Source organism: Pantoea sp. CFSAN033090, from assembly GCF_001264395.1.
GTDB lineage: Bacteria > Pseudomonadota > Gammaproteobacteria > Enterobacterales > Enterobacteriaceae > Pantoea > Pantoea agglomerans.
In genome coordinates this window covers 1-20,326 of the sequence record NZ_LGYX01000006.1, presented here as the reverse complement: position 1 = coordinate 20,326, position 20,326 = coordinate 1, and the positions used below count along the sequence as shown (strand labels likewise).

General features: G+C 46.8%; 13 protein-coding genes and 2 pseudogenes. 1 reads left to right on the top strand and 14 read right to left on the bottom strand.

Translation table 11 applies throughout. The features are described from left to right. Positions 1–730 precede the first annotated feature (730 nt). The 6 genes and pseudogenes from AFL22_RS06440 to AFL22_RS23175 form a co-directional block, all read right to left on the bottom strand. On the bottom strand, positions 731–973 hold the full coding sequence (locus tag AFL22_RS06440; protein WP_052270995.1) for a hypothetical protein: 243 nt from the start codon (positions 971–973) through the stop codon (positions 731–733). A 388-nt stretch (positions 974–1,361) separates the two neighbouring features. After that, positions 1,362–1,964 (bottom strand): DUF2913 family protein, encoded by a 603-nt coding sequence (locus AFL22_RS06430; protein ID WP_241773162.1) that lies wholly within the window; start codon positions 1,962–1,964, stop codon positions 1,362–1,364. 39 nt (positions 1,965–2,003) lie between these two features. Further along, complete coding sequence (locus AFL22_RS06425) at positions 2,004–2,228, bottom strand: KTSC domain-containing protein (protein WP_031594193.1); 225 nt, start codon at positions 2,226–2,228, stop codon at positions 2,004–2,006. Positions 2,229–3,736: 1,508 nt separating this feature from the next. Further along, positions 3,737–3,915 (bottom strand): annotated as a pseudogene (locus AFL22_RS24400) (S24 family peptidase); the annotation flags it as partial. Between the two features lie 388 nt (positions 3,916–4,303). After that, positions 4,304–4,801 (bottom strand): PBECR2 nuclease fold domain-containing protein, encoded by a 498-nt coding sequence (locus AFL22_RS06410; protein WP_052270990.1) that lies wholly within the window; start codon positions 4,799–4,801, stop codon positions 4,304–4,306. Between the two features lie 111 nt (positions 4,802–4,912). After that, a pseudogene (locus AFL22_RS23175) lies at positions 4,913–5,047 on the bottom strand (DNA polymerase V subunit UmuC); the annotation flags it as partial. A gap of 866 nt (positions 5,048–5,913) precedes the next feature. Here AFL22_RS23175 and AFL22_RS06400 point away from each other — a divergent pair. Continuing rightward, on the top strand, positions 5,914–6,780 hold the full coding sequence (locus AFL22_RS06400) for a RepB family plasmid replication initiator protein (RefSeq protein ID WP_052270989.1): 867 nt from the start codon (positions 5,914–5,916) through the stop codon (positions 6,778–6,780). A gap of 1,262 nt (positions 6,781–8,042) precedes the next feature. Here the strand turns inward: AFL22_RS06400 and AFL22_RS24395 are convergent. From AFL22_RS24395 to AFL22_RS06365, 8 genes are all read right to left on the bottom strand, one after another. Then, complete coding sequence (locus AFL22_RS24395) at positions 8,043–8,417, bottom strand: tyrosine-type recombinase/integrase (RefSeq protein WP_241773161.1); 375 nt, start codon at positions 8,415–8,417, stop codon at positions 8,043–8,045. 217 nt (positions 8,418–8,634) lie between these two features. Continuing rightward, positions 8,635–8,781 (bottom strand): hypothetical protein, encoded by a 147-nt coding sequence (locus tag AFL22_RS24390; protein ID WP_241773160.1) that lies wholly within the window; start codon positions 8,779–8,781, stop codon positions 8,635–8,637. 1,138 nt (positions 8,782–9,919) lie between these two features. Beyond that, positions 9,920–11,395: a prolyl oligopeptidase family serine peptidase gene (locus tag AFL22_RS06390; protein WP_052270988.1), complete on the bottom strand. Its 1,476-nt coding sequence runs from the start codon at positions 11,393–11,395 to the stop codon at positions 9,920–9,922. Positions 11,396–11,463: 68 nt separating this feature from the next. Next, on the bottom strand, positions 11,464–12,837 hold the full coding sequence (locus AFL22_RS06385; RefSeq protein ID WP_052270987.1) for a hypothetical protein: 1,374 nt from the start codon (positions 12,835–12,837) through the stop codon (positions 11,464–11,466). Next, positions 12,838–13,449 (bottom strand): hypothetical protein, encoded by a 612-nt coding sequence (locus AFL22_RS23945; RefSeq protein ID WP_156311580.1) that lies wholly within the window; start codon positions 13,447–13,449, stop codon positions 12,838–12,840. Between the two features lie 773 nt (positions 13,450–14,222). Further along, positions 14,223–15,566, bottom strand: coding sequence for an efflux transporter outer membrane subunit (locus AFL22_RS06375; RefSeq protein WP_052271082.1), 1,344 nt, complete (start codon positions 15,564–15,566; stop codon positions 14,223–14,225). Positions 15,567–15,608: 42 nt separating this feature from the next. Continuing rightward, positions 15,609–18,728 carry an efflux RND transporter permease subunit gene (locus tag AFL22_RS06370; RefSeq protein WP_052270985.1) on the bottom strand — a complete coding sequence of 1,040 codons (3,120 nt, stop codon included), beginning with the start codon at positions 18,726–18,728 and terminating at the stop codon, positions 15,609–15,611. Then, positions 18,728–19,867, bottom strand: a complete 1,140-nt coding sequence (locus AFL22_RS06365; RefSeq protein ID WP_052270984.1) for an efflux RND transporter periplasmic adaptor subunit — start codon at positions 19,865–19,867, stop codon at positions 18,728–18,730. Before AFL22_RS06365 ends, AFL22_RS06370 begins: the two co-directional genes overlap by 1 nt. Between the last annotated feature and the right edge of the window lie 459 nt (positions 19,868–20,326).

The window sequence follows — 20,326 nt, the reverse complement described above, 5'->3', positions numbered from 1 at the left end:
GATTATCCGTCGCTGACGCGACGGATAGCACGCATGCCGGCTAAAAAGGCTGTAATCGTTTTCGCATGCAGCAGGTGCCAGTACAGGCTGCAGCCGCACAGGGGGATTTATTTTTTGCAGTCACTACCGGCTGCGGGTCTCATTCCCCGTCCGGCACACACCCGACGTCAGGTCTGATGCCGCCTGCAGTGATTTGTACATAACTTATCCACCATTTTTGTGGATAACATCAGAAGCGTGACTGTATACCACGAAATCCTGCGCTAAATACTTGCCTCTTCAGCTTTGCAGCCATCGCAGTCAGGGACAACGAAGGGCCGCTGTCGAAGACCTCGTTAAGTAAAATTGCATAGTGCCTGAGTCCGGACATCTCTGGTTCGCCGTTCACCGGGTGTATGAGAAATGATGACCCATCCCTTCCTGCCTTTTTGGCTGTCCTCTCTGGCAGCCTGCATAAAAAAAACAGGTCCGGTTTTTAATAAAGTTAAGTCGTGGCATATGCTGTGCGGGAGATAACAATATAACGATTCAGGACGGTGAAATACACCTGCCCGCCGGATACACAGGCCGGCAGATAACACAGCCCCGTGCGATGCCGGGAGGTTATCGCGGCTATCCCTGAAGATTCAGAATGCACCGGGGGCGTATGCCTGCTGACGGTAAAGGTATCGGGCAGGCTGAAAGGAAATACGAAGCTATGAAAAGGCCGTCTGGATAGCACGGCCCTGTATCATTTATTACCGGGATTATCTGACGGATTTTTAGACGGGTTATAACGCTGTTTCATCTGATGCTCGTTTCTGAAGTAGTCTTCTCCGCACCCGGCAGAACAGAAGGCCGTACCGGCCACGGCCGCTTCATCCCTGCACCAGATACATCTGCCGTCAGGACTCGTCAGTCCGGGCTTCCGGGCAGACAGGGCCGAAGCAATCAGCGCCTCCTGAACTTCATGTGCTAAATCTGCGTCATCCATCGTATTTTCCCGCGTATGAGTTGTTATCAGTTGACACGCCAGTAAAAAAATACCCGTTATAAACCGGGTACCATGGGTGATTATAGTTCATGCATACTGCCATTGAATAAACGACATGCACTGGCAGCGCAGGGAAAACACGCACGATGGCATAACACTTAATTTTTATCTGGTCCGAAACCGGTACCACCCGCCAGGCACGCGCAGTGTTACAGCTGTGTACGCAGCCGGCATGCATGCTGGCTGACTCCTGAGGGGGAAATATCCGTCTGCCGGGATGCCAGATACGGGCAGGGAGCCGGGGAGTTATGTCGCGGGGACCTGTATCTGCATAATGATGACAGGACCGCTTGCGGAAAGTAAACACAGCTATAAGGGGCCGGAAAATTTACGGAGTCAGCCTGCGTATGATGTCCTCATGCTGGACAGTCTGTGTCATGAGATAATAAAGCAGCGGGTCACTGCCAGCCGGCTCCCGCCGCCAGCCCGAACGCTGCAGCAGGGAATCCAGGGCGCTCAGGTCGCCAGTGATACGGGCAGGCAGAGGCGCCGTCTGAAGACCGGCCGGGTTAAATCCGGCGTGCAGGGAGTCCTTATGCAGATACAGTCCCGACACGGACGGGTTCAGCCGCAGCGCTTTCCGGCCCTGCCACTGGCCTTCATCGAGCAGCCTGTAAACCCAGCCGGCCATCTGCAGCGCCTGCAGGGCGTGCTGCAGGCGGAACAGGTCGTTCTGCGTCAGCAGCGCGTCGCTGCCCGTCAGCCAGAGGTATTCCAGTTTACCGGGCAGGTCAGCACGTATTCCCTTTTCGCGCCCCTCACGGAGCAGCCATCGGATTTCCGGAGCCAGCTCTTTACTGAAGCGTCGCTGTTTTTCAGCGACGGCGAGCCACCGCGTCAGAAACAGTGTTTCCTGAGCGGGTGTGCCCGCCTGGCCGTCCTGTCGCGCCATATGCAGGGCAATCAGGCCGCACCAAGCCAGATGACCCACTGATGTGTTACCCGGTCTCATCCGCTTCCTTATTCTGTTTTACAGCGGGCCGCTCTGGCCACGTACCGACAGGTAGCGTCCGTCGATGCTGCTGCGAAAAAATGCGTCCGGATCAGCGGCGGCGCAGAATGCCTGATACACCCGTGCGGGTACGGCCAGCCAGCGGCGGCAGCTGCCGTTGCGGTACTCCAGCTCCAGTACGCCGGACGTCGGATCAAATCCTGCGCTGCTGAACAGCGTGGTATTTATATCGTGTCGCTTCATAGAGCCGTCCCTTATGCCGGTAATGAAGTGAGTCTACTGTAGCAGAAACGTCCGGCGCTGAAAAAAGCGGGGGCATCCTGGAGAAGTTGCGCAGTCAGCAGCCCTTTTCATAAGAGCGCTTTAATGGGCAATCCGGGAGGCATAAGCCCCGCAGCGCCGGTTAAAGGGACCAGGACAGAGTCTGCTGGTAGCCGCAAAATAAAGGTCTGTTAACTGAAGACTGATAATGCGGCCAGGTCTTCAGACCGGGCCTTTCAGGTTCAGGTCTGCTCTGGCCGCAGAGTATAAAGTAAATGAGGAGGGCACAGCGCCGGGCGGTAAGCGTGCGCGGCACCCGTTCAGGATCGGACAACCTTTTTTTTCAGATTGTGAACTGCACCAGCCCTGCGTGAACCTGCTTTTGCTCTGGCGTATTTGATGACGGCTAACCAGCGGATATCACTGCAGCAGTTAAGGTAGGCCTGCAGCGATAAACGCAGCTGTTCCCAGTTGATGATTTGCAATCCAGGCTGTGTCCGGTTCAGGTACCCCAGCTCACTGAGGGCGAGGTCGACACTGCGCTTTGCGTCCATCAGGTTTCCGCCAGACTGATAAACGCCGGCTATCTGCCTGATTTTCTGAGCACAATTCCCGACTGCTGCATTCACTGTCAAAAACATCCTGTTTTATACTTTTAGATGGCCCTTAAAAACTGAATTCTTAACAGGGTGTTAGAGTGTTTTCGGTATAAAATAGTTCCATCTTTAAAAAGAGATTTATCAGGGTTAACAGGCCTGTTACTGAACTCACATCCAGAAATGAGCGGTCCGGACACCTGAGTATTTTACTAAGGTATTGGACCCAGCGGCTATAAGATGGTGTTTTTAATGTTTCGCCCCCTTCTTTATGACGGTTTTATGCACAGCCTTATTCCTAATAATGCCCCGCAAAATCCTCATCAGGGGGATCTCAGGATGCCTGTGAATGCAAGAAAACGGGTCTCTGGCAAGTGTTAATGCAGACCAGATTAAACTGCATTATGTTAGCCGGTATTAAGTTTTATTATTGTCATCCCACTGATAGTAAATTAAAAAAATAAGCACACCCTTTCAAAATATAAGAAATAATGCAATTAAGGGGGTATTGATATGAAGCTGACGGACAGGTTCTTTGAACTGAATTCACTACTTATCGTTTTCATTCTGCTTGCTGTGTGCGTGAGGGGCTGTGAAGTTATCGCACTTGCTTTCAGATTGCCTGCTGAACCTATGATAAGCTTGGGCGTGCTGGTCTTTATGCCTGATTTGTGCGCTTCTTTCCCGCTTTTGATGCTGAGATTGATGGTAAAGCCCTTCTGTTGTCAGGCAAAGAGACCTTCATGCTGCAGGCTGAGATTGAGCTGGTGACAGAACAACCGCTGCCGCGCGACCTTCGTGGTGATGGGATGCTTTCAGAACTCAATCTGCCTGCATGTCTGAACATGCTTTACTTATCAGTGTGAGAAAAGAGACCAGATCGCGGATCTGGACAACCACGTCGTTGAGCTCCGGCCTGAGGGAGTGCTCCACGATAAGCAGGCGCCGTCATAGAGGCCGACGTCCTGCATGCTGTTGCCCTGTGCACGCAGAAAAAAGGTGCTTGCCCGGTGGGCTATCAGATATTCATTAAGATCGAGCTCCTGCTCCGCGTAGTCCTGACAGGGTGAGGGAATTGTATGTTCCTGACCGGTCATACAAAACCACTATATCTGTTGTGACTCTCTCAGCTGAGAGAGTCACAACAGATAGTATTCAGCGCTGCAGCAGGCAATGCGGCAAAACAGGTGTTTTACCGAATCCAGCAGGAAAACAAAGAAGCTAGGCGTGTCGGCTACACTAAGGCTTGTTCATAGCGTATTAGGTTGACGTATTCGTCAAATTTGACTAATCTGGGTACAGAGCGAGAAGCCAACTGCATCAGGGTGCAATAGTTGGTGGAAGGACCCCATAGAATCCCTGAATTCTGTGCCAGGGTGAAACCTCTCACCTCCCGCCTGAAGGTGTAAAACAAACAGGCCCTGATTCCATATAGGCCGCCATTGAAAAATGGCGGCTTTTTTAATGCCTTTTATAGAGCAAAGTACCCTGGCGATGTTTATTGAGGCTTTTCACGTCAGTGTGCATAAAATTCCAGAGCACTTTTCCTTCCCAGGGTGCGACCACAACAAGCATCTGCTGTTTCTGCCGGTATGCGCCGATAAAAAGAAAGCGTACCTGCTCATCGTCATACATGGTTTCCCACACTTCATATGGATTCGCCAGCGTATCCAGCGCGAGCAGTACGTAGCGTTCGCGTGCATCAAGCCGCTTTTCAACGATATGTTCCAGCTTGTCTCTGAGAATATTTAGCGTACCAATGATTGTCTCTTTAGGGACAATTAGCATTTCCGGTTCAGTGAAACCCATGTGCATTTCGAGAAGGGTGACTGCGGCTTCAACACTGTCCCCAGCTTCAATTTCCGGAGTCGGATCTAACCTGAATTCACTTCCCAGCTCACGCAGGTCAGGAAGCCCTAAATCCCTGAAAGTAAACAGCCCTTTTATTGCGCGCGCCACGTTGCTTTTATCCTTATCGGCTTACATGAAGTTGCCATTTTACCATATTATGTGTATTCGGTTTTATAGCCGGCTTAAAGAGCCTGCTATCTCTGCTTCATGTTGCTGCTTCTCCGGTTCCGTAGAGCGTGCAATCACACAGCCGTCATTGTTAGATACGACACAAATGGGTTTGCCGCGTAGATCCGGTCTGAACACCGTTTAACAGGACGCATAAAAGTTATTGGCATCGGCCAGCGCAAACATCTTTTTCTCCTGTTTAACCCAATCCGTTACAGTCTATACGCGACAGCTTATCTCCGGAGAGCTCTGGTCAGTCACTGAGAAGGGGATTAAAACCCAGCCCTGCGATATCCGTCAGCGCATAAGCTACAACGCCCCAGACGGGCAAATCCTGACCTTCATCGAGCAAGCTGATGGTCTCATCACCTTTTAGCTCCTGCAGGGCCGGTACGGGTTTTATGAGAAGTCTGCGAAGCACCAGCTCTCCCTCCACTTCAGCGACGATGATATGGTGATGCTGAGGGGTAAGTGCACGATCAATGGCCAGAATCGAGCCCTGCAGAATGCCCGCTTCAGGATAACTGCTGTCACTTCATACGAGGAACACTGAATGCGGAGATAATGTGACCAGATCACCCAAATTGAGGCGCTGCTCTGCAAAGTTCTGTGCAGGGTTCTGAAATGCCATCTGTGACTCCGGAATGCAATAAGGTTTATATGCAGGCGGGGTTTACCTGTAACGGCTCAAAGAGCCGCTTTTTTGTGGATCCCTGAGCCGTTGAACAAGCCGGAGGCGCGTTAGCTGTATCAGAGCGCCTGCAACCGCGTACATCCAGAGTTATCCACAAATCCACTGAATAGATCCAATTAAGTATCCATACAGATCCTTATAGTACCAGAAAGATCCCGCCAACCCGCAGACCTTGCTGTGTCTGGCTTAAACGCTGATCCGGATGTGTGCTGACGGGAGTTTAATGTGTGCTGGTGGGAAAATTATGTGTGCTGGCGGGATGGTAATGTGTTCTGGCGGGATGTATTGTGTGTGCTGGCGGGACGGTGATCCTTTTAATCCACATTCTGAATTGATGGCTACAAAGTGAGATAACTCCATGACGGATAAGTCATTTATAGCTGATGCGCTATACAGTGATATGATTACTAAAGAAAAACAACTCACTGTTAATTCCAATAATACTGTTCAGCCCGTTGCACTGATGCGGCTTGGCGTCTTTGTACCAAAGCCGACAAAAACGCAGGGCGAAAATAATGTTGTGGATGCATCTGAGCTGTTCTCTCAGCTGGAAATAGCTAAAGCCGAAGGGTACGACAATATCAATATTTCCGGGCCGCGCCTCGATATGGACTGTGATTTTAAGGTGTGGATCGGCGTCATCTATGCCTTCAGCAAGTACGGTCTGAACTCGAATAAAATCGAGCTAAAATTTACTGAATTTGCTAAAGGCTGCGGGTTCGCCTCTAAACGCATTGATGCCCGCCTGCGTAACTCTATCCATGAATCGCTCGGAAAGCTTCGCAATAAATCAGTTTCGTTCAAGCGCGGCGCTGATGTTCGCGGCAGCTATCAGACGGGTCTGCTCAAGACCGGCTATTTTGATGCTGACAAAGATATCGTTCAGCTGGAGGCTGATGAAAAACTGTGGGAGCTTTTTCAGCTGGATTATCGCGTACTCCTGCAGCAACATGCCATTAAAGCGCTTCCCAAGAAAGAAGCGGCTCAGGCTATCTATACTTTTATAGAAAGCCTGCCTGCCAACCCTGTTCCCGTAGGATTTTCACGCCTTCGTGAGCGTCTTTCTCTGGCAAGCTCGATAAGTGAGCAGAACCGTACGATCAAGAAAGCCCTTGATCAGCTGCAGAAAATTGGCTATCTGGAGTTTTCGCTGGTGAGAAAAGAACGCGAAAATTACCTTATAATTCATAAGAGAAACCCCAAGCTCAAGCCGCAGGATCTATAAAATGTGTGCTGACGGGGTGTCAGTTTCAGCGGCATGTGTGCTGGCGGGCTGAATGCCGTGATGCCGTTTGTGGTCATGCCCCATGCGTTCAACCTGCTGTATATGCTCTATGAAAATGTGCGCTGTGAGGATAGATGCAAGTTGTATCCCGGCAGCACACATTTTCAGGTTACTGCTTTCCGCCAGCACACATTTTTGAACTGCTTATGCCCGCCAGCACACATTCTGGAGGGGTGAAATGCCGTTTTACACCTTCACGACACATCCTGATATGGCCTGAACCTTTGGGTACCCGGTAGCACCGATTAATGTTGTCTTGCACCCGATAACCCGCCAGCGCACATCATGCGCTCGAACGGTAATCTTTACCCGTCAGCACACATGCCTGTTCTTCTGAAACCTGATATAAGTTTTCTGCAGAAGAAGCATGTAAACGACACCCATTTCGGATACTCCAAACCTCAATTAACCCGAGGCGCGGGCCCAGATGCAGCGCATCGAAGGGAATGATTAACCGGATGACGAAGCTGTATGCTGGCCCGGACAGAGTCTTAAAGTAGTAAGCACAATCTTTTATCTGTCCCTCAGGAAACCGTAATATGGCCAATGCTCTGATCTGGTCATAACGCCGGGGCATATCGGCACAGTGGAAAAAATTCTGACACTCACGTACCAGGAGATCGCAGTGAACTTTAGCAGGTTCAGAGATCACACGGGGGCTGCTCAGTAACCGGATATGTCCTGTCATGTCGTACCGGTAATGGCCATACCGGTGAGTGTTGCGAGCCTATCAGAAAGCAGGGAAACGAACCCTGAGCAGGTACCGGGCTCTTTCACGAACGTGCTGCAAGGCAGTGCGTTTTCCACTTTACTCCTTGTGCAGGAGAGGGAGACGCACTGAACAGGGGCCTGGCGGACAATCAGAACAGCGGACCGGACAACGTATTTACATGAAAGCAACGGGATATTGTTATCGCGCCATTTGTCCCCCTGATGCCGCATTCGGGCTGGCTGATTTCAGTTTTGATGTATATACAAAATGCGTGTATTTACAACAGGTTCATATGGTGGATTCTAAATTTATGAAAAAGATTAAGGTATCAGGAATCAGCACGCTAGAGGTTTGATAGTGAACTCATCACTGAGCGGCCGGATGGGACCCCGGAGGCGCTGCGGCGGGAAGGTGCTAAGCGCATTTTATAACTGATACATTACTTTCCTTTCGATCAACAGGGGTATAAACCCCTGCCATATACGAGAGATCAGCGAGCTGAGAACTGACCGTAAAGGGCCTCGTCTGCATCCATGGAGAACCGCACCCCGAGCTGGCGGGTGACGTCCAGCGCGAACACCCGCGTGTACCATTCGGTGGACTTGGCGTCCTTGTGGCCCATCAGGGTCTGAATGACCTTCTGCTGCACCAGGTGCATCGCAAAAGAATCCCTGAACGTCTTCGGCGTCACCGGCCGGACGGAAAACGTCACACCGTCACGCGCACCCGCCGCCACAGCCTGACTTATCCAACTGCGCGCCGTGTCTTCACTCCTTATATCCCAGAGCCGGCTGCCTGCCGGCAGCTGCGCGGTCGCAAACCACTCCCTGAGCCGTTGAACGAATCCCGGATCGGTCAGCGGCACCGCCCGCGGCGGGTTGTCCCGGATCTCAGCCTCGGTTTCCCGCTCCGCCAGTTGCTCTTCCTTCGTCGGTCGCCCGCGCCGGCGGTGCGGCTACGTGCGGCCTTTTCCAGCTTCCGCTGCTTGAGCGTGCGCAGCACCACGAACGGGGAGGAAAGCGGGGCGCCGGTCAGCGGATCGTCCAGCACAAAATCCACCGCTGTCAGCGGCAGGATTTTGTTCAGCCGTCCGCCGGTGTTCCACAGAGTATCGATAAGAGGCGTTTTTTCAGGTCGGGGACTTTTGACAGCAGCACAGCCACCTCAAGGGCGAGCAGGTAGCGGGGCATTTCGGTGCCGTAGGCGGCGGCCAAGTTGCGCAGCGCCACGGCGCTTTCGTAGTCAAAGTAGCGCGCAGCATCTGAAGTGGTCAGATAATGACCAGTGGAGTCGCTGCGTGAAATCTGCGTCAGTTAGCGGGGTAAAATGCCCAAACTTTCAATCTCCGTTGTCTGGCGTGGTGGCACCTATTTTCCCCTGTCGGTCCAGCGAAAACCACGGGAATAAATCTATCCGGAGAGGATCCGTTTCGGATCGGTTTTCCGGCTTTTTTCCCGTATAAGGAGAATAACCTAGACGATGCAAATTAAAAAGCGCGGTGCCCACGAGCCAATTGCTGCCAGAAATGCCGTTAACTTACTGACGGTAAAGGGTAATACGGGAAAGCGGTGGCGGGCAGGGCATACCAGGCACTCTACGCGCCACACCTGGTCTGCATGCTAAATAGGGTACAAGGCAACTTGAAAATAGTTTTAACCGGTTTATAGTTCATCCGCAGATAAAAATATTTAAGTCAATACGCATAAGTGTCCCCATCCCGTTTGCTTCTTTATCCGAATGATGAAAATCCGCAATGCAGGTTGACGTTTCCGGAGACACTAGCATAATAATTGATAGCTAATATTTTAGTGGAAATTTTTAATGCCAAAAATATTTATATTCTGATTAATTTTATATATGTGTCAAATTTTGAAATGCCGCCAAATGAAAAAATCACACGTCACAAAATTAATCATTATTAAAAGAAGATTAAATTCATGTCACCTTCACTTATTAAACAACCAAAAAAAGACAAAAAACATGATATGTCTACCTGGCTCGCTTACACAAAAAACTAATTTCTTATCAGAAAACGCAGAGAAATTCAAATGGGGTTTGGACACTAATGAAATGTTTTTTTAAAGAGCGATCAATCTGGAATTATAAATAAACCCAAGGCTAAAAAATAGTATGATAATGTATCATTTTCCTTTAAGAGAAAAGCTGCACGATCATCTGAATCACACTAAGGCTCAAACCTAGTAGAAGCTATCAAAATGGATTGTATTTATATAAACACAATATGATTTTCGGAATGGCCGCCCCACAGGAAAATTTTGTATAACAATATCCCTTAAAGGCATGATCACGATTCCTGATCATGCAGCATACTTGTTTTTTAAAAAAATAATAAGCCTGGAAGTCTTATTATACTCTCACTTGTCTGAACAGCCAGTCTCGCGCTGCATTGATATAGAAAAACTTTCGTGCTGATGCCATATGATCAACGTTTTCAAAAGTCAGGAAAGTAATGTTACCCCCCTTGTTGAGATAGCCGTTAACCTCTTGTGTCAGCTTTTCCTGTTTGACTACAGGAAATATCAGCGATGGGTCAAGATACTTGTCGGGGCGAGTTACACTGGCACCAGCTTTTTGCCATACAGGAACACATTTTTCATTCCATGGCGTGGATTTCTCATCCTCCGTTCCAGTAATGATCAATAGGTTTTGGTCAGCAAGTGTTATTACATCTGTCGGCCTTTGCTGGCCGGCAATGATGAGGCCCGCCGCAAAAGTTTTTGGATGTTTTGCCATAAGCCAGAGTGATGTCATTGCGCCCATTGACCACCCAGTACAATAGACTTTTGAAGGATCAATCTTGAGAATTTTATCACGCCTATCATCAAGATTAGGATTACCGTAATTCCAGGTGTTTGTCAGAAACGATTCAACTAGCCGATAAGTATTTTCCACATCACTTGTATGCTCCCAGTAATCATTCATTGTTGTGCGCTCATAGCGTGGCGTAATGACGACACATTCATGTCGCTCCTGTTCCTCAGGCAACCCCCAAATACTGGCGATACACTGTTCAGTAAGCGTTTGAGCACAGGTTCCGTCATAACTGGTGCCGGAATGTGTTATGGCCAAGACAAGGGGAAAGGATTTATTCTCGCCTCCGGGTTCAAGGAAAGATTTAGGAAGGTAAATACTGTACTCGAGCCAGGCTGAGCGCGTGTCATCCCACCACCAATGGTTTTGTTCCCACTTATCGATATTGCGTATTACGACATTTAAGCCGTTGGATTTTGTATTCGTCCAGATTTTTTTGCTGGGTGCATAAATTATACCTGAGAGTGTCGCTATACTTTTATTCTGGACAAGAGTAACTTTATCACTGTCTGTGGATGGCACACTCAGGTCCGGATTATGATTAAACTCGACTATGACATATCGGCCAGTCATACTTGAGTGATCAATCTGCAATGCCGGAACGTTATTTGTGTAGGAATGTTCAATAATACGAGGTTTAGCGGCGGCACTTGTGGCATTTTTGTCACCTGCCTGAGGCATTCCTGGAAAGTAACCTTCTGCGGCGGGGATGACGCTGGCGGTATAGGTATCGGGTAACAGACTGTCGGGATTAATCTCAACGTCATATTCGATGGCGATGCCGTAAACTTTTTCTCCCCCTCCCGTTACTTCATTAAGGGCATAAATACGCTGGAGTCCAGGGGTTTTGAATTCCATATTATTGATGTCAGAGTTCATAGTAGAAGATGCGACCATAAAACCATTTTGATCTTCTGCGAATGATTTTCCGGATTTTAAGACTCCTGCAGAAATCGCTCCGGCCAAAGCCGTTCCGCTCAGCATAAATTTTCTTCTTGAAATATCAGACATGTTTCACCTCCGGTTTAATTTGATGTGTTGCATAAAATCACTTTTTTTAATCTGAATATTGACTTAAATTAATCACTCCCAATGAATTTGACTTTTTTTAATTTACTTATTATCACCACAGCAAGTTGCTCAGCAGCACCCTTTGCAAATGGAGAACTCCTTGCTTCATAAGTAAAGCGATCATAGCTTATAGCATCCGGCATATATTTAGCCGCTCCGTCCAGCATAGTGGTTATCAGCGTAAGTGCGAAAGGGGAGTGACGGTGAATATACTCTCCAATACTGGCCGCTAACTCAGGCTGCAGTCCAACCCAGGCAATTTTGCCAATTCTCATTACCATAACTGGGACATCAGCTTCTCCAGCCGGTTTATAGCTGAAATAACTTAGTGGAACTTTTGCTGCATTTTCTGGTGTGAAATTAAGAGCCGGAACTTTCACGCTATACCTATAAATATGGATTTCTGGCATAGAATATCCATCTATGGCATCGCAGATACGCACAACATCACCACTCAGCCTGTCTGATAACAATGCTAGCAGTGTATAAGCTTGTTCATGAATATCTATTCGCTGTTGGGTACCATCTTCCTTGATGATACATCGGTTACCCTGAAAAATAGGACTCTGGTCACCAGCGGCACCTATCAGAAAAAAAGCCACTATTTTACCATCAAAATGATCTTCTACATTCCGTGAAACTGCGCCAGCTAAATCTGAAGAAACCAATTTATTACCGTTGCTAAGCTTGACGTCTTCGGTTATTGATGACTGAACTCCATAATTAATCAGTATCGCTAGGGCTTCACCTTTGATGTTATTGATACGGATTACATTTAATTGGGAATCGCTATAGCCACTATCGTTAGCCTGTAGCCACCAACCCTGCTTACCAGGCATATCACGATTTACATTTATTCTGCTGATCCCCGAGTTAAAACCTATAGTGGCTGGCTGAAGAGTATTGGCGGCACGTGTAGCTGCCTCTCGCATAGCGGCTTCAAAAGAGCGAATTATGATGGAAAGATTAGATTTGCTTAAGTCTTTTGGCAAGTGTTCACTGGGCAGAATATGCGGAGCAGAGAATGTATGGCTGGCATAAATTAAAGAGTTATGGGGATGGACCTGAGCTACCTCAAAGAGGATGCCTTTCATGATGGTGACCATATCTTGTGAAATAGAAGTGGTATCAACTACTGCCGTTCCAGTTCGAATTCTGCCATCATCCATTAGCAGAACCCTTACTGCCAGCGGGTCATGCTGCCCAGTATAGCCCTCCAGTGGCCAGCTTGACGTGGGGAATTTTAACCAGGCAAGACCAGTCCCCGCTTTGAAAACAGCTCCAGTTTTTTCCCGAAAATGCGATGACTCGGGAAGTATCATGGCAGTTGCTAATCCACTTGCTGTGAACAGGAATTTTCGGCGTGATATCATGGCGCTCATTTAATTTCTGACCCCCAATGCAGTAAAATGTTCAACAGTAAGCGTAAGGAATATGAAGCTGTTCAGTGACTTTTTTTTATAAACCATAAAATCGTGTTCGGCATTGTCATTTACCACATAACCATCAACTTTAATATTACGGTTAAATATTTCAATAACATGGAGAACTAAAGGAGCTTCAATATTTTGCGAAAAGAAATTTATTAATGCAAGGTCGATTGGGTCTTTGAGTTTCTTGAGTTTTTCATGTATATCAACGTTTTCCTTTAGTCCCGCATGCGTGAAGTTCTTATAATCTAGAATCTTTTTTTCTTCAACCAGCCTGGAACCTGTGATTTCCCTCCAACCATTACATATAAAGGCTGTCTCAAAATAGACTTCTGACATACCACCTGAGCTCGAAGACCTAACAGCCCGTGCTGCTCTCACCTCTCTAAAGTGCCAATCAGGATGGAATGAATATCCACCACCGCAAAATCTTTCAGCATTGTAAGGTGATACACCTCCTGTTCCTTCTTGCTGAGGCGGTTTACGCATAGAATTAAAATGATTATAAGTGTACAGAATTTTGAGGTCTGCTATAGGGGGGGGATATGTATTTTCAAAATTCATAAATTTCATCCTTAACTCTTCCGTCTGAAAAAGAACAGACTATGGAATGGCTATCAGTGTTGATTGAGAAAAATGAGATACATAATAACCTTAATTATACAGGACCCTCCTGTCAATTTAAGATATGAACAATTGTGTGTAATAATAGTGATAGCACATTAATAAAATGTTACCACCCACGTTAGTATAAACATGCGATAGCTGGCTCCTATAGGAGCATTCAGAGCTTAATTGTCGAAAATTTCAGTTACATCTATCGCATCGCGCTGTTTTATCTGCCGTGTAAATATCAAAAGATAATGATGAATTATGGCATAATGCTCTTGATGATAATCACTCGTCTTGCTACTTACTGATATTGTTACCACAGGTAAATACACCATGCTTAATATTTACTTTGCGAAATTCTGTAATGGTAAGATGGCTTCACTGATTATCACATTCAGAGTTCTTTACGGAAAGCTGAGTTTCCTGAAATACCCTTTCGTCACTTGGGGCCCCGCCTTCGGATCAAGTAAGTCCTGATTACTGTGCCACCGTTTAATTTTCGACATAACAAATCAGTTTCATACAATGCCAAAACTCCCGAAAAATTAGTTAATACAATAGCTTTTATCGTTGCTCTGGCCGCTCGATTCCTCCTTAAAAAATTGTATTATGGCCACAGAATCCTCCTGTACTCAGGATATAAGTCAGGTTTTCTTATGGCATTATGTCCTTTATATCATTCTGATTAATGAGTTCCAAAATTGAGCGTTAATTAATTTACTATCTTATCCCCCCCCTAAGGACTCCCAAAGCGTTATCCGATTTTCAAAGTCAGTTTGCTGCAAGGAGACTAATTCAATCTGGGTCGACCACAGCGTCCGCTGGGCAGTTAATTCCGTCAGGTAATCTCCAGTTCCTACTTCAAAGCTGCGGCGAGATATATCGAAACTGTGCTGGGCAGAAATAACAGCAAGTTCCTGAGCATTCATTTGATCATTGATTGTATCTCGGCGGGCCAGTGCATCAGCCACATCCTCAAATGCAGTTTGTATTGCCTTTTCATAAGCGGCTATTAGACCTTTTTTCTCCGCATTGGCATACTGCAGCTGTGCCATATTACTGCCCCCGGTAAAAAGAGGTAATGTCAGGCTCGGTGCAAATGACCAGACATTGCCTCCGTGGCTGAATAGATTTGACAATGAACTGCTGCCCATACCTGCACTTGCTGTTAGTGATATAGTGGGGAAGAAGTTAGCTCGGGCCGCACCAATATCAGCATTTACACTTTTCAGACTATGTTCTGCCTCAATAACATCCGGACGACGTAATAAAACATCAGAAGACAGCCCGGCAGGTACTAAGGTTATAGCATGGGGCGAAAGGGTTTCAATCCTGCCGGGCAACAGATTTTGCGGTACTGTTTCACCTACAAGAAGATTTAGCGCATTTGAATCCTGAGTTACTAACGTTTGATAGGCTGCTACACTTGCGCGAGCTTGCTGGTAAGTTGTCATAGCAGAACTCACATCTCCTTCCGATGCGCTCCCCTCTCTCTGTTGTATCTGAGTAATGCCTAGAGTTTCAGACGCACTGTCCATAGTATCTCGACTAAGTTTTAGATTGCTCTTATCTGCTGCCACTGTTATCCAGGCAGTCGCAGTTTCAGCTACTAGCGTAATACGTGTGTTTTGTGAAGTAGCCTCACTTGCTAACCAGGTTTCTTTAGCCGCTCGAGCCAGACTCCGGTTCCGGCCAAACAGATCAAGCTCGAAACTGCTTACTGAATTATCTGCTTCAGACGAAGTGGTTACACCCTCTGAAGCGGTATGGCTGCGTGTATAACTTAATCCGGCATTCAAAGTGGGAAACAGAGCGGCTCGTTCTTCTCCATAAAGAGCCCGTGCTGCCTCTATATCCGCAATTGACTCCTGTAAATTACGATTACTAATCAGAGCTCGCTCAATAACTACTTTCAAGCGCGGGTCTAAGAGTACATGCTTCCAGTCCGTTAATACTGATTCAGCAGTTGCGTCCTCATCCTGCCCGGGCCATGTTTTGGGAATAGGAGCCGGAGGACGTTGATAATGTGGATCCAGTGAAACACAACCTGTCATAAAAATTGTCAGCATAGCAGTTTTAAAAAACAGGGATTTTCTACGATGCAGCATTAACTACTCCTGATCTACACGATTTCGAGTGAAAAAATGCTTCACCAGTACAAAGAAAAACGGAACAAAGAAAATAGCCAATATAGTAGCTGATAACGTACCGCCAACAATGCCGGTACCAATCGCTATACGGCTGTTTGCGCCCGCTCCCGTAGAAAATGCCAATGGCATGATGCCAGCTATAAAGGCGAAAGACGTCATTAATATGGGACGAAGGCGAATCTTCGCAGCCGAAAGAGCCGCAGCAGATAATGACATTCCTCTTTTTACTGATGCTTCAGCAAACTCAATTATAAGAATTGCGTTTTTGGAAGCCAGCCCAATGGTAGTTAGCAGGGCAACCTGAAAATAGATGTCGTTATTCAAGCCTCGTAGATATGTAGCGGTTGATGCGCCAAAAATGCCTAAAGGAATTACCATTATCACTGAAAATGGTACAGACCAGCTCTCATAGAGGGCTGCTAGACATAAAAATACAACCATTATAGAGATGGCATACAGAGTGCCGGTTTGACCACTAGCTAACTGCTCTTGCAGTGAAAGGCCACTCCAAGCAAAAGTTGCGCCGGATGGAAGTTTTGATGCGAGGTCTGCCATCTTGCTCATTGCAGCGCCTGAGCTGTAACCGTCTGTATTCTCGCCATCAATCTCAAACGCCGTCACTCCATTATAGCGGGTCAACGTTTGTGGACCATATATCCAGTGAGTCGTGGCAAACGCAGAAAATGGAGTCATTACGCTATCGCCGCTGCTGTTTGTGCCTCGCACGAACCATTTATTAAGGTCGTTTGGTTGTGAACGGAAGGGAATGTCGCCTTCAATATATACTTCTTTTACACGGCCACGATCCATAAAGTCATCTACGTATTCTCCTCCCCAGGCGCTACTCAGCGTTGCAGTAACATCACTCATGTCCAGACCCAGCGCGGCCGCTTTGGTATTATCTATATCAACTTTTAACTGAGGGGTTTCCGGCAGGTCTGCTGCACGTACTGACTGTAATTCATCGCTTTCATTCGCTTCATTAATAAGTTGCTCTCTCATTTTGAGAAGGTCAGCATGGCTAGTGCTACCTTCGGACATCAGTTCAAACGTAAAACCATTACTTTGGCCCATACCTGAAACAGCAGGCGGTATCATAGCTACCACTTGGGCATCCGTGACTTTTGATAGCTCTTTGTTGGCCCGCTTCACAATAGACTGTGCAGTGTTGGCGTCCCCTGGCCGGCTATTCCAGTCTTTAAGCGCTATGAAAGCCATACCAACGTTATCGCCATTGCCACTGAAGTTAAAACCAGTTACGGAAAAGACTGCATCAGTATTTTGTTTTTCATTTTTCAGGAACCAGTTACTAACTTCGGTATTTACCTTGTTAGTGCGGTTAACACTTGCACCCGGGGGTAAGGTGAACTGAACCATAACCTGCCCCTGATCCTCATTAGGCAGAAAACTGGTTGGCAGATGCACCATTAGAAATCCCATAACTATAGCCAGTACTGCATATCCACACATCATGATTGCAGGGTGTTTAAAACCTTTAGCAACCCCACGCTTATAATGCTTTTCTGTTACAGAATAGGTCCGGTTGAATCGACCGAAGAAGCCTTTATTATGTGGGGTACTCTGGCGGAGTAATGTCCCACACAATGCGGGTGTCAGGGTAAGCGCTACGACTACCGACAATCCCATCGCAGAAATCAGGGTTATAGAGAATTGACGATAGATGACGCCTGTAGACCCGCCAAAGAAGGCCATTGGAAGAAATACTGCGGAAAGCACGACGGCAATAGCAATAAGTGCGCTTGAAATCTCTCCCATTGATTTTTCTGTGGCTTCACGGGGATTTAGCTTCTCATTCCTCATTATTCGCTCAACATTTTCGACCACCACAATCGCATCATCAACTAATAGGCCAATGGCTAGAACCATAGCAAAAAGTGTTAGCGTATTGATTGTGTAGCCAAACAATGAAATCAGGCCAAATGTACCCAGCAGAACAACCGGTACAGACAACGCAGGGATCAGGGTTGCGCGAACGTTTTGCAGAAAAAGGTACATGACCCCAATAACCAGGAGAATAGCAATGAGCAACGTTACTACTACATCCTGAATTGACAATTTAATGAATTCAGTAGTGTCTTTAGGGTATGCAATCTCATAGCCTGAGGGCATGCTGGCACGATATTTTTCAATCATGTCTTTCACCGCTTTTGCGGTATCCATCGCGTTGGCTCCTGCGGCCAATTGGACAGCAAGACCTGCGGCCGGATGCCCATTGAGCCGTGATGTGGAGATGTAATCTTGGCTGCCCATTTCAACGCGAGCCACATCTCTAATGCGTACAGCAGAACCATCAGCCTCACTTTTTACGATGATATTACGGAATTGCTCGGGAGTCTGAAGACGGGATTCAGCCTGAACTGTTGCAGCTATTTGCTGTGTGGAAGTTGTCGGTGCTGTACCCACGCTACCTGCAGAAAGCTGGACGTTCTGTGAAGTAATTGCTGACTCCACATCAGATGGCATCAAACCGTAAGCCGCCAATTTTGTTGGATTCAGCCATATACGCATTGCGTACTCATTTCCAAAGATGTTAAGGCTTCCAACACCAGAAATACGTGCCAGTGGATCCTGAATATTACTGACTAGCCAGTCGGCAATATCACCACTGGATGCTCTATCCGTCTTATCATAAAGGGCCGCAATCATCAGGAAGTCGGACTGCGACTTGGTCACCGTAATGCCTGCTTCCTGCACTTCGGTTGGCAGTCGTGACTCAGCCTGCTGGAGTTTATCCTGAACCTGAACCTGAGCGGTATCAGGATTAGTCCCCAGTTTAAAGCTTACTGTGATCTGTGCTGTTCCGGAGGAACTACTGGTCGAAGTGAAATAGAGTAGATTATCAAGGCCAGTGAGCTGTTGCTCAATAACCTGAGTCACACTGTTCTCGATAGTTTGTGCTGATGCCCCTGTATAGGTGGCTTTAATTCTCACCGAAGGAGGGGAGACTTCAGGATATTGCGCAACCGCGGTCAGTTTAATCGCAATAGCTCCTGCCATCATTATAAGCAGAGCAATCACCCAAGCAAAAATTGGTCGATGTACAAAGAAGCCTGAAAACATTAGGCTGCTCCTTCTGTCTTCGCTGGCTCGGTTACTTCAACCTTGGATTCTACAGGTACAACAACCTCACCTGCTTTAACCTTAGTTGTACCTTCAACAATGATGCGTTCATCTGTACTTAACCCACTACTTATTAGATAATTTTCCCCTGAAGTGATTGTTGCCACTACATTACGCACTGCAACTTTATTAGTTGCATCGACAACCATAACTGTTGCATTACCTTTCGGATCACGCACGACAGCCTGCTGTGGTACCAGAATAGCATTCTCAATAATGCCTTCATTGACGCGAGCATGTACAAACATGCCTGGGAGGAGAATATGTTGAGGATTCGGGAATAAAGCCCGTAGAGTGACAGAACCCGTTGATTCATCTACAGATACTTCAGTTAATTCAAGCTTCCCTTTCTCAGCATAAACCGATCCGTCTTCAAGTGTCAGAGAAACATCAAGAGTACTATCATTATTAGAAAGCGCTTTTTTACGCAGCAGAAGAAGATCAACGCTGGATCGCGTAAGATCAACGTACATGCTATCGAGAACAGTAATTGTAGTTAATGCAGTTGTTTGATCTGCTGTAACCAGGGCACCCGGGGTAACCGTTGATATACCTATGCGCCCGGAAATTGGCGCCGTTACCCGTGTCCAGTCGAGGTTAATTTTGTCAGACTCCAGCGCCGCTGCTTTTTCAGCCACACTGGCTCTGTCTTCTCTACAGGTAGCATCCGCGTCTTCTGCATCCTGTTTTGAAACACCCTTTTCCTTTATAAGAATAGAATATCTTTTGGCTTTCTGACAGTCGGCTTTGGCTAGCGCTCTAGCACTTAGCAGTGTTGCCGCCGCCTGATCATAGGCGGCTTTATAACTTGAAGCATCAATCTGGTACAACGGTTGCCCAGCTTTAATGTCATCACCTTCTTTAAACAGACGGCGTTGAATAATTCCGCCCACCTGAGGTATTACGCTCGAAATCATCGTTGCTGTAGTGCGCCCAGTAAGGTCACTGGTGTATATAAACTGCTGGGCTTTTAATGTCACGGTACCGACCTGAGTAGGCACAATTTTCTCCTGCGAATTGTCATCATGACAACTGGATAAACCAGTAATGGCTAAAAAACATAAAACCCAAGATGTCATTATATTTTTCCCACAAAGAAGTGATATATGTTGTCGATAACGTGTTTTGAGCTGCTTACTTATTACGACTCATCCTTAAAATGACTAAGTGTATAACACTGGCAAAAAACCAACTTGAAAACCATCACCATAATTTTATTTGTAGGTTTTTGATTTTTTTAATTCTGCTGACTCAATGTGAGTTTGCACCGCAAAAACTGTTAAGCTGGTCAAGTATTTCATTTGAATCCTCAATATTACTGACTTAAAAATTAGACTTAGAATATACATCTCCACTGTTTTTCAATCAATAGGTGTTGCTGACTGATGTGAGAAAAATAATAATTAACATCTTATTGATTTTTTTGAATAAAAAAATTATGAAGTAAATGTGAAGATCTTTTTTTATTTTAAAATAAACAAACCCACCCAAAAACAAAAAATAAGTAGTTGATATATATATAGATATTTTTATGGCAG

Bases quoted from the DNA above. Each gene is read 5' to 3' on its own strand.
- AFL22_RS06365 (WP_052270984.1), bottom strand. From the start codon at position 19,867: ATGACATCTTGGGTTTTATGTTTTTTAGCCATTACTGGTTTATCCAGT.
- AFL22_RS06390 (WP_052270988.1), bottom strand. From the start codon at position 11,395: ATGTCTGATATTTCAAGAAGAAAATTTATGCTGAGCGGAACGGCTTTG.
- AFL22_RS06440 (WP_052270995.1), bottom strand. From the start codon at position 973: ATGGATGACGCAGATTTAGCACATGAAGTTCAGGAGGCGCTGATTGCT.
- AFL22_RS06400 (WP_052270989.1), top strand. From the start codon at position 5,914: ATGACGGATAAGTCATTTATAGCTGATGCGCTATACAGTGATATGATT.
- AFL22_RS06385 (WP_052270987.1), bottom strand. From the start codon at position 12,837: ATGAGCGCCATGATATCACGCCGAAAATTCCTGTTCACAGCAAGTGGA.
- AFL22_RS06370 (WP_052270985.1), bottom strand. From the start codon at position 18,728: ATGTTTTCAGGCTTCTTTGTACATCGACCAATTTTTGCTTGGGTGATT.
- AFL22_RS06425 (WP_031594193.1), bottom strand. From the start codon at position 2,228: ATGAAGCGACACGATATAAATACCACGCTGTTCAGCAGCGCAGGATTT.
- AFL22_RS23945 (WP_156311580.1), bottom strand. From the start codon at position 13,449: ATGAATTTTGAAAATACATATCCCCCCCCTATAGCAGACCTCAAAATT.
- AFL22_RS06375 (WP_052271082.1), bottom strand. From the start codon at position 15,566: ATGCTGACAATTTTTATGACAGGTTGTGTTTCACTGGATCCACATTAT.